At 40.5% G+C, this 13,115-nt stretch carries 13 protein-coding genes; 4 read left to right on the top strand and 9 right to left on the bottom strand.

Annotated elements, in window-relative coordinates; all coding sequences use genetic code 11:
- Window positions 1–54: 54 nt before the first annotated feature.
- Window positions 55–3,099 carry an efflux RND transporter permease subunit gene (locus PQ477_RS12435; RefSeq protein WP_274272038.1) on the bottom strand — a complete coding sequence of 1,015 codons (3,045 nt, stop codon included), beginning with the start codon at window positions 3,097–3,099 and terminating at the stop codon, window positions 55–57.
- 151 nt (window positions 3,100–3,250) lie between these two features.
- On the opposite strand from PQ477_RS12435, the gene PQ477_RS12430 reads away from it, so the two are divergent.
- Together PQ477_RS12430 and sda are read left to right on the top strand one after the other, a co-directional pair.
- Window positions 3,251–3,604 carry a YolD-like family protein gene (locus tag PQ477_RS12430; RefSeq protein WP_144558312.1) on the top strand — a complete coding sequence of 118 codons (354 nt, stop codon included), beginning with the start codon at window positions 3,251–3,253 and terminating at the stop codon, window positions 3,602–3,604.
- Window positions 3,605–3,766: 162 nt separating this feature from the next.
- Window positions 3,767–3,919, top strand: coding sequence for a sporulation histidine kinase inhibitor Sda (sda, locus tag PQ477_RS12425; protein WP_078440228.1), 153 nt, complete (start codon window positions 3,767–3,769; stop codon window positions 3,917–3,919).
- A 45-nt stretch (window positions 3,920–3,964) separates the two neighbouring features.
- Here the strand turns inward: sda and PQ477_RS12420 are convergent, their stop codons facing one another.
- On the bottom strand, window positions 3,965–5,650 hold the full coding sequence (locus tag PQ477_RS12420) for a M3 family oligoendopeptidase (RefSeq protein ID WP_274272037.1): 1,686 nt from the start codon (window positions 5,648–5,650) through the stop codon (window positions 3,965–3,967).
- Window positions 5,651–5,903: 253 nt separating this feature from the next.
- On the opposite strand from PQ477_RS12420, the gene PQ477_RS12415 reads away from it, so the two are divergent.
- A complete protein-coding gene (locus PQ477_RS12415; RefSeq protein ID WP_060704857.1) occupies window positions 5,904–6,470 on the top strand; it encodes a flavin reductase family protein in 567 nt (188 codons plus the stop codon).
- A gap of 171 nt (window positions 6,471–6,641) precedes the next feature.
- On the opposite strand, the gene PQ477_RS12410 is transcribed toward PQ477_RS12415, so the two are convergent.
- From PQ477_RS12410 to PQ477_RS12380, 7 genes are all read right to left on the bottom strand, one after another.
- On the bottom strand, window positions 6,642–7,103 hold the full coding sequence (locus PQ477_RS12410) for an NUDIX domain-containing protein (protein ID WP_274272035.1): 462 nt from the start codon (window positions 7,101–7,103) through the stop codon (window positions 6,642–6,644).
- Between the two features lie 56 nt (window positions 7,104–7,159).
- Entirely contained in the window at window positions 7,160–7,663 is a 504-nt protein-coding gene (locus PQ477_RS12405) for a GNAT family N-acetyltransferase (protein WP_274272033.1), read from the bottom strand.
- A 72-nt stretch (window positions 7,664–7,735) separates the two neighbouring features.
- On the bottom strand, window positions 7,736–8,890 hold the full coding sequence (locus PQ477_RS12400) for a DUF418 domain-containing protein (protein WP_144558308.1): 1,155 nt from the start codon (window positions 8,888–8,890) through the stop codon (window positions 7,736–7,738).
- Window positions 8,891–9,053: 163 nt separating this feature from the next.
- Window positions 9,054–9,443 carry a hypothetical protein gene (locus PQ477_RS12395; protein ID WP_035393047.1) on the bottom strand — a complete coding sequence of 130 codons (390 nt, stop codon included), beginning with the start codon at window positions 9,441–9,443 and terminating at the stop codon, window positions 9,054–9,056.
- Between the two features lie 3 nt (window positions 9,444–9,446).
- Complete coding sequence (locus tag PQ477_RS12390) at window positions 9,447–9,644, bottom strand: helix-turn-helix transcriptional regulator (RefSeq protein WP_035393048.1); 198 nt, start codon at window positions 9,642–9,644, stop codon at window positions 9,447–9,449.
- 170 nt (window positions 9,645–9,814) lie between these two features.
- Window positions 9,815–10,474 carry a potassium channel family protein gene (locus PQ477_RS12385; RefSeq protein ID WP_246117128.1) on the bottom strand — a complete coding sequence of 220 codons (660 nt, stop codon included), beginning with the start codon at window positions 10,472–10,474 and terminating at the stop codon, window positions 9,815–9,817.
- A gap of 21 nt (window positions 10,475–10,495) precedes the next feature.
- The gene (locus tag PQ477_RS12380; RefSeq protein ID WP_144558305.1) at window positions 10,496–11,842 is read right to left on the bottom strand and encodes a TrkH family potassium uptake protein; all 1,347 of its coding nucleotides are present in this window, start codon (window positions 11,840–11,842) and stop codon (window positions 10,496–10,498) included.
- 161 nt (window positions 11,843–12,003) lie between these two features.
- Between PQ477_RS12380 and spoIIP the strand changes: the two genes are divergently transcribed.
- Entirely contained in the window at window positions 12,004–13,101 is a 1,098-nt protein-coding gene (spoIIP, locus tag PQ477_RS12375) for a stage II sporulation protein P (RefSeq protein ID WP_274272029.1), read from the top strand.
- Window positions 13,102–13,115: the final 14 nt, after the last annotated feature.

Below are 13,115 nucleotides of genomic sequence, written 5' to 3'. Positions count from 1 at the left end.
AAAAGCTGCTTTAGTGGGGTAAACCCTCTAAAACAGCTTTTTTATTAATTTCTTTTACTCTAATTTACCCTCTTTCAAACGTACTCTCACTAAATAAAGCGCCGGTACAACAAATAACGTTAATACCGCTGAAAATAGTGCTCCAGACACAATGGTAATGCCTAATGGTTGAAACAACGTGCTGTTCCCAAACGCAATTGGGATTAAACCAGCAATCGTTACAAGCGAGGTTAATACAATCGGTCGAAAACGTTGTTCCGCTGCAAGCATCACCGCTTCTTTAGGTAGAAGTCCCTCTCTTCTTCGCTGTTCAATAAATTCAATGAGCACAATCCCATTTCGAACGACAATCCCAGCTAGACTAACACCACCCATTAATGACATAAAACCTAAACCTGTTTGTGTTAGAAACAGTCCGATCATCGCTCCTGAAAAAGCCAAATACACTGCACTAAGAACAATGAACGGAATCGTTAATGAATAAAATTGAATGACCATCGCAATTAGAATAAGAAAGACGACAATAAGAAAAATTTGGCCAATCTGTACAAAAACTTCTGTACGCTCAGACGTTTCTCCACCGATTTGAACACTGTAGTCACTTTCTTCTAACGCAAGAAGCTCGTCTTCAACTTCTGCAATAATGTCATCAGCTGATTGGTTCTCTGCTGGAAAAGCACGAACGGTGACAGAGCGCTCTCCTTGTTGACGAGGAATTCGTGGTTGGATTTCTTCCTCTGAGAGAGAAACAACGTCAGTTAACGGAACTCGATTTCCTGTTTCACCAGCTATCGTTACCGTATCAAGTAGTTCACGTTCATCCCCTTCAAAGACAAGACGCCAATCAAGTAACTCTCCGTCTTCATCAAATGTTCCAAGCGGGATACCTTCGCCAAGTACTGCCAACGACTGAGAAAGCTCATCACTTGTTAATCCATTCTCCTCCATTGCCTCTCGGTATAATTCAACTACATACGATTGAACGGGATTCCCAATGGTATCATCAACATTTAACACACCGTCTACGTTAAGTAAAAGCTCCTTAGCCTCGGCACTTTTCACCATTAATTCGTCAATAGATGGCCCACTGATGTCAATCGCAATGGGTGCACCTACTGGAGGACCGGATTCAATAATGGATACCTCGTACGTTTCAATAACTGAAAAAGCTTCAGGTAACGTTTCACTCCATAGATCCATTGCTGTTCTTGCTTCAATCTCCTCTTTATCAATAAACACTAGGAAATTTGCTTGGTTTTGACTTTCTTCGCCGCCACCATTGGCGTTAAACAAACGCGGAATGGATGTTCCTGAATAGGTAGATACAGATCGAACAAAGTCGTGCCTTCCTAGCCAAGAGGCAATCGCTTCAGCTTCTTCCTCTGTTTGTGCAAGTGGTGTACCATCCGCTAACGTCGTCTCAACAAACACCTCTTCTCGATCAGAATCTGGGAAGAACTCAATCGGAATCCATGGAATAAGAGCATATGCAGCCGTCCCAACAATTAAACCCGTGAAAGCAACAATAAAGGGATGGTTTACAACGCCTTTCATTAATTTCCGCCCATACCAGTTTCCGCTTTTTTCTAAAAGTGGTCCTGCAAGACCTGCTGATCGCCCATCTTGCTTTGTTGGCTTTCGTTTCTCTCTCCATACACGATAAACAGGGACACCGATTAAGCCAACGGCTGTCGATGCAACAATGGCACTAATAACAACAACAGGTAGCGGACGAATAAATTCCCCTGCTCCACCTGGTAAGAATAAAATCGGAAAGAATGTAAACACCACAATAATGGTTGACGTAATAACAGAACCGAGTACTTCTGTCGTACCTTTTCTCGCTGCCTCTTTTGCTGGTTTGCCTAGCTTTAATTGACGCTCAATATTATCATTGACGACAATGGCATCATCGACTAAGATGGCTAGCACAAGGATATAGGCAATAAGAGAAATTTGATTTAAATCAACATTAGCAAATGGTAGTGCCAGTGAGCCAATGCTAAGCGATACAGGAACGGCAATCGCCACACTGATGGCAGACCCTATTCGCAAGCCTAATGAACACACAATGAGAACAGCTAGAAAAGCAAATCCAAATGACCACGCTAAATCTGCAAAAAGCTCTGATACGAGGTCACTTTGGGAATATAACAGCTCCATTTCTGCTCCTGCGGGTAACTCGCTTTCGAGTTCATCAACGTACCCGTCGAGTTCATTTTGTGCGGCAGGTACACTACTACCTGACTGTAACGTAAAGGTTAACGACAACGCTCGCTCACCATTAAATTGTACAGCTTCTTCACGTGCTTTATAGCTTTTTTCCATCACTCCAACATCTTGCAGTCGAACAATGTTGCCTTCTTCATCTACACCAACAGGCAGATTATTAAAGGAAGACACATCCTGATACGTTTCCATATTAACAGGAACGACGGCTCCTTCTGTTTCCCATTCGCCTATCGGTGATGTAGTTTCTTCACCTTGCAAGACTCCGAGTACTTGTGCGTATGAAAGGTTGTTCTCTTCCATTGCTTCCGCATCGAGCCTAACCGCTATTTCTTGCTCTACGACTCCCTGTACGTCAACACCTGTTATATCAACAAGTGAAGACAGCTTTTCTTCATACAGATCAATGAGCTGTATGAGCTCATCAACGTCTACATTTTCATTATAGGTGATTTGATACGTAGCGAGCCCTTGATCCCCTAGATCTGTTTCTACCTCAGGATTTAGAGCATCGTCCGGTAACGTGGAAGAGAGCCCATTTACTTGTTGAGATACGTCATTCCAAATAGTCGATTCTTTTCCGACACTTTCGTCGAGTTCGACCGTAATAAGAGATAAGCTAGGTGCAGAAACCGATTCATAGGAAGCAATTTCTTCATACCCACTTAAAATATCTTCGATTTGACTTGTAATTTGTCGCTCCACTTCTTCTGATGAAGCGCCTGGGTAAGCGGTAATAATTTGACCAATTGGCGGTTCAAATTCTGGTATTTCTCGTTGTGAAAGCTGCGTAAAGCTAATCGCTCCGACAACCGTTAGCATTGTAAAGAATAAGACCATTAGCTTTGGTCGATCAATAATCCAGCGCATATATTCCCTCTTTTCTAAGTAAGTATCACCACTTCATACCCTTTATCGGATCTTGAAAAACATTCTATTTCATGATTATCCAACAATCCCCATTGAATAACGAACGCACATTCGTCTATAATAAGAAGAAAAAGACGAAAGGATGTTCGCCATGCGTAAAGAAGAATTGTTTGTCAAACGAGGGAATTTACTGTGGGAAGGCAGTCGGATGATGCTGCCAGAGCACAAAGAAGGATGGCTTAAACTACAACAACAGGAAAGCTATATTCCGCTACATGAGCCGTTATCCGAAGACAGCTGGCAGGAGCTAGGTGAAACCATTATGGATGCGATTAAGCAACAGTACGACACTACCGTAACATTCTGGCATGATGGTCGTTACCACTCACTAGATGGAAAGGTCACGAAGTATGATGATTTGAACAAGCGTATTAAACTCCTTTTATCAGACGACTACGAATGGTTAAACCTTCGTATGATCAAAGATGTTTGTCGAAAACATTAACCCCTATCTGACTGTTATGATGGAAGACAGTCGCTTTGTGTCGAACTTCGATTAAGCACAAAAAATAAGTATATATAGTGTGAGATTATATTGATTAACACTATATATTGTGATAAATTACATGTATACAAGCAGAATCCTAAAACAAAGGGGAGCCTCGTCATGTTACAGCAACTATCCGATGATCTTCTTCTAGAAGCATATGATCGTGCGATCCAACATTGTTTAAATGCTGACTTTATTTCCATTATTAAACAAGAACTTCGGCGTCGAGGTCTCCTGAAACATATACATATGAAAAAAGATCGTTCTTAGTAGTAGAACGATCTTCTTTGCCTACCTTTTTATGGGGTAGGCTTTTTATAACTTTAATTCTTTTTCCATAAACGCCATAAGCGAACGAATCATGTCTTCTGAGAAATCAAACGCTATCCCCGCTGCTTTATAGACATCCGTTAATGACGTTGAACTGCCTAGGGCAAGTGCGGCTTTATACCGTTTTAATGTCTCTTCTGGATGTTCTTTATATTGCTTGTATAGCTGCATGGCTCCAAGCTGGGCAATGACATATTCGATATAATAAAATGGCACTTCAAAAATATGAAGCACGCTAAGCCACTGGGTTTCTTGCCACTTTTCATAACCAGACCAATCAACGACATTCGACTGAAGTTTTGTCAGCAATTCTTGATACTTCTTATTGCGCTCTTCCTTTGAATGGTTCGGGTGCTCATACAGCCAATGTTGAAACGAATCAATCACCATCCCAATTGGTAAGAACGTTACAATCGATTCTAATTGTTTCTGTTTGGCACGCTCATACTCTTCGTGATTCTCATAGTAGACATTCCAAAACGGCAGCGTAAATAACTCCATTGACATGCTTGCTAGTTCACTTGATTCCATTGGCGTATCACGATAAGCAGCTAGAGAAAGATCTTTCTTCCTATCGTTATGAATGCAATGCCCCATTTCATGAATAAGAGTAATCATATCCTTATGCTGTTTCGCATGGTTCATAAAAATAACAGAAAGCTGCGAAAGTGGCAGTGACGAACAGAACCCACCTGGCGATTTCCCTTTCCTGCTTTCAAGATCGAGCGTGTTCCCTTCATTAAGCTGAGAAAGAAGCTGACCAAAAGAAGGGTCAAGCTGATTTAACACTTTTTCTGTCTTTGAAATAAGCTCTTCTGTTGTGTCAAATGGTTTTAACGGCTCTTCCCCAGGCTTGATGGCGCTACGATCCCATGGCAAATACGAATCTAACCCTAATCCTTGCTGATGCCGCTTATGAATTTTTTCAACAACCGGCTTCACATACGTCGCGACATTCTCTGCTAAGCGTTTGCAATCCGCTGGTGTGTAGTCAAACCGATCATACTTCTGAAACATATAATCCGCAAAATTCGTAAATCCTGCGTTTTCAGCCTTTTTCTGCCTCAGTCGGATAAGCTCTGACAAAATCTCCTGCAAAGGCTCTTCTTTTTCTATGTAAGCCTCACGCAATTTCGTCATGGCTCGTTTTCGTTGATCACGGTCAACACTTTCATAATAAGCAACTAATTGAGGTAGCGTTAATTCTTCCCCATTCCAATCAACCGTCATTGATCCAGTATGTTCGAAATAAGTAGTCGCCAGTTGATCTTCTTCTACCTCTAGTTGAATCGTTGCTTCTTGAAATAATGCCTGTGCGCTTTTTCGTCTTTTTACTAAATAGCCATACTGTTCCTCTGGTAATTGAGCTAAAACGTTGGATGAGAGAAACGCATCATCCAATAAAGCGGAGTATTTCTTTACAATCGGCAACACAACTTGCTGATCATGCTCAAATACACGCTTCGCTTCCTTAGAGTCGTTATAGCTATTAAATTCAACATAATGACCTGTCATCATTTCTTCCAGTTCATCGGATAGGTCCGATTCTTTTTGTAGAAATACTTCCACCTGCTCCACTGAATCAAGCGGAATGTTCAACAACTCATTGTACCGTGCTTCAAGCTTATCCGTCTCTTCAAGTGAAAAAGGTTCCTTATAAAAGGTTGCCATCGTCTACCAACTCCTTTTCACCCATTTTAGCATTCATATAGAGCAGGGACTAGTTCGAGGCATTGTTGTTGATCCATACGCCAAAGAAGGCTCATCCAATGCTCCTCTTGTTAAGAAAATCATCCGATTCATTTTCTTTTATTATAAAATAAAAGCTGATCGTAGCGTTTTTTGTTGCCCGAAACACAAAGTCCTTTTATGATGAAACCAGTCGTTTCTTTATACCAACCAAAAAGAAGAAGGAGTACTACATATGTTAAAACCTATTTCAAAAGCTTCATGGCATACCTACCCAAGCATGGTAGCTGTCATAACGAGTAAATCAAATGAACAAGTCAATGTAATGGCGTCTGGATGGCACACCTTTATGGGAACAAACCCAGGGCATTACGGGTTCGCCTTACGAAAAGAAACGTATACATATGAGCTCATCTCACAAAGCAAAACCTTCGCGGTCCAGTTTCTCCCTAGCCAACATTCCAAGTGGATTCAACTTAGCGGCACATATAGTGGGAGAGAACAGAATAAATTTGATCTCTTTAATATTCCTTATCACTTAAGTGAACTGTGTAACGTTCCTATAATTGAAGATGCTTATTTTGCTTATGAATGTAACATAGTGGGCGAGCACACCTACGGTACTCACGAGTGGATTGTCGGCGAAGTCATGCAAAGCTATCGAAATGAGAAAGCGTTTACTTCTAGTAATACGATCAACTTTGAACATGTAGCGATCCCAATGTATATTGGTCGATCTGAATATCGGTCGCTTACAAAAGATGCACCCCGAATGCTCCATCAACAGACGAATCATTTGTAGCCAAGACAGAACACCTTCAGAAAGAACGACTTAAACAACTTGCACCTATATAATCTGTAACAGAAGGCGGCTTCTAACCAACATTCGCTCTCGGATTTTCAATATGTTGCTTTTCCGAGAGGATCTCCGTCAAACCAATTCTAACCGCTTCTGTTCTTAGGAATTTGCTGACTAATTAATGTCTCCTAGATAAACGAACGATTTCTTATCATTGTGGTACTCAATAATAGATTTTCTTAAACTTTTCGGGTATATTCTATACTCAAGCAACGCCTCTATAGGAAGCCATTCCATCCCCACTTGATTTTGGTCTGGTTGAGTAGGTGCTTGATCACCACATTCATTTAATGCATGACAAACAAAATAAAATTCAACTTGGTGAACAGCGGAATCAAATGCAGCATGCTCGTGATTTTTCCCTATATACTCACGGATGTGAAGGAGTTCTTTCACATCTACTTCTTTTCCCACCTCTTCCAAACACTCTCTTATTAAAGTATGATGCAACGTTTCCCCCCACTCCTGTCCACCTCCAGGAAAAAGATAATAAACCCCTTCTGAGTCTCGATTTTTTGTTACTAAGATCTTATCTTCGCTAATGATAATTCCTTTTGCTGAGTTTCTAATTCCCATGTACACCTCTCCCTTACATCCACTAGTTAAAAAAAGAAACTTTCATTGCTTAATAATTATTCATGAATCGTTCTCGTGAACGAAGTCGCACTTAGTTCTTTTCTCATTTTTAAATTTGTCAGATAAACACCTTTTCGTTCAACGGTTTGTTGGCGAACAGTCACGTAGCCTCTATGTGTAAAAAATGCCTTTGCTGTTATACTTGACTCTGTTTCAATCGCTTGCAGTTTTAATCGCTTTGCTTCGCTCTCAAGTTTATCAACTAGCAGAGATGCTACCCCTTGTCTTTGATACTCTTTATGAACAAACAATCGGTCTAAGTAACCATTAAACGTTAGATCAGCAAAGCCGACGATTCGATCGTTCACTTTTACAACAAACGTTAGGTTTTCATTTAATGATCTTTTCCACCGGTTGATTCTTTCACTTTTATCCTCTAAAGCCGCCCAAGCCTCTACTTGCTCTCGCGAATAGTCTCTTGCATTAACAGAATGAACGGTTTCATAAAAGAGCGAAACCACTTCCTCTGTATCGTTTTCATGAAATCTCAAGATCATCATTCCTTGCTCTCCCCCTATGCAACCTTACTGCACGCGATTATGGAAACGTAATTACTTTTCTTTTTCTGAGCGCTAGTCTCTATTTTTGAACGGGGCAGACGATAGTTTTTTCCATACATATTCCAAAGGGCCCGTACCTAAGTATGTAACAAACAGCTCTGCTGCCACCATCATAATTATTGTTATGAACAACCAACATAGAAGCACAACATAGACAGAAGAAACGGGAGCAAGATTGAAGCCCCAACCATAAAAAATAAGAGATGCGACAATGTTTTGTAAGATATAACAGCTCAATGCTGTTTTTCCTATAGCTTCAAACCGTTTCATGATCCACGGAACCATCTTTTTATGAAGAACCCAAGCAAACAGTCCAATATAACCTAATGCTAAAACAGGGGCAAAGATATACCTCGTCGCAAGGTCAAAATAACCACCGGGCACAAGCGCCAATAGATTTAAGGGTATTCCTATACCTAAACCATAGATCATTAGTTTCTTACGAATGACTCTTCCACGTTCATTGTTTAAAAAAGCCCCTGCACGATGCAAGAAAATGCCAACTAAATATAGTGTGATATTCATAAAAATAATCAGAATGGCTTCTGCTCGCAATCCTATAAAATGAACCACGCGATAGTAGACTTGTTGCCAATAGGGTTGATTCTGATAGACTGAGCTTATCTCTTCACCCATACGCTCCATTTCAAAAAGAAATGAATCATCTCTTAAAATAAAAAACCAGAGAATCGACACTAGTACCACACCAAAAAGATGCATAAATCCTGTTATCATCATTATCTTCTTTAGAAGCTTTTCACGCTTACTTATCATGAACGCTACGATTCCTCCTGTGAGGGCATAACTCATGAGCACATCGTATTCAAAAACAAAAACAAAGTGTAAAAAACCATCAATAAAGAGGAGAGCCATCGTCCATAGATACAACGGTATCCATGGTAATTCTTCTCTTTTGGCTTTACGGTATTTTAACTCTAGGCCTATTCCAAATAAAATTGTCAGCAGACTTAGAAACTTCCCATTTATAAACACAGAAAGAGACGCCTGTATGAAAGACTGTATATCCTCCCACCAATTTGCATTTACAAAGACAGCAAGAAGATTTCCCGGTTGCGCAAACAACCAAACATTTGTCCCTAATGTGCCAATAATGGCAAAACCTCTTAAGACGTCTATCAAACGAATTCGCTTTTCACTTTGCTCCATCCCTAAGCTCCTTGCACACCGTCTTTTTGTACTTCACTCTACACGATGTCGCTGATCTTAGTTTACAGATGTTTCCCTTCATTCCCTATTCATTGATGTCACTTCATACACATGACAGCTATCACAACTAGCGCGCTTTCAGGAAGACTTTCATTAGCCCAACTTAGATTCGTCTTGCATAAAAAACCATCGTCGATGGAATCGTTACCAACAAAATAGCCGCTAAAAAGATTAAGACTTGTTGGGCGCCCCAATGAATTCCACTAAATCCGGCTACAAAAAATAACAAAAAGATGCTACCGAAAATAACGAAATAATTTACCACCATTGATTTTCCTATTATTGTTTTTGCCCGTTCATCTTTTGGGAATAAGTGAGGAGATAAATAAACCATCAATAACTGATTAACCCCTAACGCCATTAACGCCAATCCCATCGGAAACTGACGATTCAGTAGCTGATTAATCGTTATGTAAATGGCCACTCCAGTTACAAATAGACCTGTAAGTAAAAATAGTAGTTGGTTTTCCATTGTTTTTCTGTTTTTCTTCATGAACTAGTCCTCCTCATAAATAAATATATCTTCAATCGTACAGCTAAAGATACGTGACAGTTTGAATGCCAACTTAATAGAAGGATTGTAGCGTTCTTTTTCCAATGAAATTATCGTTTGCCTTGAAACAGCTAATTGCTCAGCTAATTCATCTTGGGTTAAACCATAGTTTACCCGTAATCGTTTTATATTGTTTTTCATTTTTATACCTGCTCCTTAGTAAAGTAAGCTTTACGTAACGTTCACTTTACTACACGGTGAAAATGAAATCAATGTCATTTACCAATTACAGTTTGTATACAGCTAAAAAAGACATCCATATAGAATGCCTTTTTTTCCTTGTATCGCCTTCACTACCAGTCACTAAAGACTTAGAGCAATTCCGCTTCAAGCTTTTTCAAATCACGGTTCCCACCTAAAACGATCATCACATCTCCTTCAGTCAGCATATCGTCTGGCATCGGAGTAATGGTAAGGTTTTCGCCTGATTTTATTCCCAGCACATTACACTTGTAGCGCTTGCGAATATTTAATTTCGCCAGCGTTTTTCCAGCGATTTTTTTTGTGGCGACAAGCTCGACAATGCTGTGATCCACTGAAATCTCCACATAATCAATCACTTTGTCAGAATCTAAGCTATGAGCAATGCGAATGCCCATATCGAGCTCAGGATGAATAATGCGATCAGCGCCGATTTTCTCAAGCACACGATGATGCTGTTGGTTACGTGCTTTGACCCATAATTTCTGAACCCCTAATTCTTTCAACAAAAGAGTCGTCAATATACTCTCTTGAATATGATCTCCTATCGCAACAATGACCGCATCGTAACTTTCCGGTTCAAGGGAGCGCAGCGTTTTTTCATGAGTGGTATCAGCTATAATGGCTCGGCTTGTAAATCCGTCTGCATCTTCTACTCGTTCTTCATCTGAATCAACGGCAACAACATCATGCCCATGTTTATAGAGCTCTCTCGAAACGCTCGTTCCAAAACGACCAAGACCAATGACTAGAAATTGTTTTCTTCGCATTTCCATGTTCTCCTTTCCTTATTATCCAATTAAGATCCGTTCCGTAGAATACTGATAGTGTTCCCCTCTTCTATCCCCTCTAAATGAAAAGAGCACGGCGATAATTCCGACTCGACCGATTACCATTAAGACCATCAGAACGACTTGGCTCGGCAAGGACAACTCAGATGTGATCCCTAAAGATAAGCCACATGTTCCAAACGCTGAAGCCGTTTCAACTAAGACTTGCAGCAGCGTAACCGATGTATTTTGTTCAAAGGTCATGATAAGCAAAATGGCCAGAAACAAAAGACCTGTAAAAATGGATAGCACCACAAATGACTTTTGTTGGTCTTCTTCATGAATTCTCCGACCAAATACATGCACATGTTTTTTCCCAGTCGCAAAGCTACGTAGCGTAAGCATCATAACTGCTAGCGTCGTTGTTCGTATACCTCCACCAACACTCGATGGGCTCGCTCCAATCATCATTAATAGCGACATAAATAAGAGAACAGGAATGTGAAATGCAGCTAAATCAACTGTTGATAGGCCTGCGCTTCTTGTTGTTGCCGAAAAAAAGACCGCTTGTGATAGCTGTTCGTGCCAACTTAAGGTAGCAAAGGCTAAGTCTCTTTCTAAAAACCAAATCCCAAAGGCCCCTATAAAAAACACAAGAAAATAAGTAGTTGTCGTGAGTTTCGTAAATAAACTGAATTTAAATGTGCGTTTTCGGCTCTTTATGTATTCAATACATTCTAAAATAACTGGAAAGCCAATTGAACCCGCAAAAACAAGTAAAATGGTTATACATTGAACAAAGTAATCATCCACAAATGGAGCTAGCGATTGACCTGTTACATCAAAACCAGCGTTTGTAAAAGCACTTAACGAGGCAAAGGCACCTTGTAAGTAAGCTTCAAATGCCCCGTCAAAGAAACGTAAATAATAGGTCCCTAGTATAAGGGCGCCTGCCCCTTCAATACATAGTGCAATGACTATGAGACTGCTCATCAAACGGACAAGGCCTGAAAACTGATTTTGTACTCGGTTTTGGTCGACGATGATAAGCAAACGTTGCGAAAGGTTAATTCGTCTTCCTAGCATCATCCAAGCAAAGGTGGCAAGTGTCATAATACCAATTCCACCTAGTTGTATTGCGAGCGAGAGAACGAGTATTCCACCCCAGTTAAACGTTTCGACTACATTAATTGTCACTAGCCCCGTTACACTGACCGCACTAACCGATGTAAATAATGCATCTCGATACGTCAGTTCAACGCCAGGCTCATGAAAAACAGGCAAATAAAACAGAACACTAAACACGAACATTGAAAGTAAATAAGCGAAGAGAATTACACGAAAGGGATTACTCTTTTTTCGGTTCATAATGGACTCCTCATTCTCGTTCACGTTGAAAGATACGTCTTATACTAGGCGCTACGTAACAGGATTGCAATAAAAATTTTCCTTTGCTCTTACCTTTTTAATTCCTAGTGCTAATTTAATTGTTAGTTTCATAGAGTAGAGTAGAGGAAGGTGATTGTGTTGTGAACGTAGTCGTTAAATGGTTAGGAAGTATTTCTATTATGCTTCTATCCACACTTCTTATTATTAGCATACTAGCAACAAATCAAACCTGGTATAACCGTGGACTGAATACGATTGTATCGCCTTTAGAGGGCGTTGATTTACTCCATTTGATTTCACTTGAAAATCCCATCTTCAAAGAAGCACTGCCTTCTGAATTTAAAGCAAAATCGTTCAGCCATGTTATGGTATCTACCGCAACAAACCTAGACTTCAGTCACCCTCTTTCATTGCTCTCGCAAGGAATTCCAGCTATGGCGGCATTTGATACAACCATCGCCGTTGCTGGACAAGGGACAGATGTGACCAATATGCCAAGAGAAACACTGCCCCCTGAAGAAGCATTAGCAGAACTTGCCAAAGAACATACAAATGAAGAAAACGAAGAATCGCCTGGGCAAGAATCTGAGAATACCGATCCGTCTGTGTTAATCTATCATACGCACAGCTATGAGTCCTTTCTGCCTGAATTAGGATTAGAAGGTGCTGAAAATGCAGACCAAGCCATTTCAAGTAACCCTGAAATAAACATCATTAACGTTGGGAAGCACTTTGCGGACAGGCTCTCCACCCATGGAATTGTTGCTGATGTAGACAAAACCAATATGAATGCCTATATGCAAGAGCGCAGTATGACCAATTATTATTCGGCTTCTCGTCAGATAATCGAAGGCAAACTAGAGACACAGCAATATGATTTACTGCTCGATTTTCACCGTGATTCTGCACGTCGTGATCTTACAGCGGTGACTATTAACAATGAAACGTTCGCACGCATTCTTTTTGTTGTCGGTACCGCACACGCGAATTCAGATGCTCAATTAGCTGCCGCAACAGAACTTCATAACCGGATTGAAGAAGCCTATCCCGGCTTAAGTCGTGGTGTATTTACAAAGGACAAATCACAGGGGAATGGTATTTACAATCAAGACTTAGCAAACACTGCTATGCTGATTGAATTTGGTGGGGTTGATAATACAATGGAAGAAAGCTTGCGAAGCGCAGACGCTGTAGCAGATCTGTTAGCTGATTATTACAAAGAGACAATGGATGAATAAAAAGAAAGCACGCG

This window comes from Shouchella hunanensis (assembly GCF_028735875.1).
In the GTDB taxonomy this organism is placed as follows: Bacteria; Bacillota; Bacilli; order Bacillales; family Bacillaceae_D; genus Shouchella; species Shouchella hunanensis.
Note: the sequence above shows the minus strand (reverse complement) of the source record. Positions and strands in the feature narration are given on the sequence as shown.

Bases quoted from the DNA above. Each gene is read 5' to 3' on its own strand.
- PQ477_RS12435 (WP_274272038.1), bottom strand. From the start codon at position 3,099: ATGCGCTGGATTATTGATCGACCAAAGCTAATGGTCTTATTCTTTACA.
- PQ477_RS12430 (WP_144558312.1), top strand. From the start codon at position 3,251: ATGCGTAAAGAAGAATTGTTTGTCAAACGAGGGAATTTACTGTGGGAA.
- sda (WP_078440228.1), top strand. From the start codon at position 3,767: ATGTTACAGCAACTATCCGATGATCTTCTTCTAGAAGCATATGATCGT.
- PQ477_RS12420 (WP_274272037.1), bottom strand. From the start codon at position 5,650: ATGGCAACCTTTTATAAGGAACCTTTTTCACTTGAAGAGACGGATAAG.
- PQ477_RS12415 (WP_060704857.1), top strand. From the start codon at position 5,904: ATGTTAAAACCTATTTCAAAAGCTTCATGGCATACCTACCCAAGCATG.
- PQ477_RS12410 (WP_274272035.1), bottom strand. From the start codon at position 7,103: ATGGGAATTAGAAACTCAGCAAAAGGAATTATCATTAGCGAAGATAAG.
- PQ477_RS12405 (WP_274272033.1), bottom strand. From the start codon at position 7,663: ATGATGATCTTGAGATTTCATGAAAACGATACAGAGGAAGTGGTTTCG.
- PQ477_RS12400 (WP_144558308.1), bottom strand. From the start codon at position 8,890: ATGGAGCAAAGTGAAAAGCGAATTCGTTTGATAGACGTCTTAAGAGGT.
- PQ477_RS12395 (WP_035393047.1), bottom strand. From the start codon at position 9,443: ATGAAGAAAAACAGAAAAACAATGGAAAACCAACTACTATTTTTACTT.
- PQ477_RS12390 (WP_035393048.1), bottom strand. From the start codon at position 9,644: ATGAAAAACAATATAAAACGATTACGGGTAAACTATGGTTTAACCCAA.
- PQ477_RS12385 (WP_246117128.1), bottom strand. From the start codon at position 10,474: ATGCGAAGAAAACAATTTCTAGTCATTGGTCTTGGTCGTTTTGGAACG.
- PQ477_RS12380 (WP_144558305.1), bottom strand. From the start codon at position 11,842: ATGAACCGAAAAAAGAGTAATCCCTTTCGTGTAATTCTCTTCGCTTAT.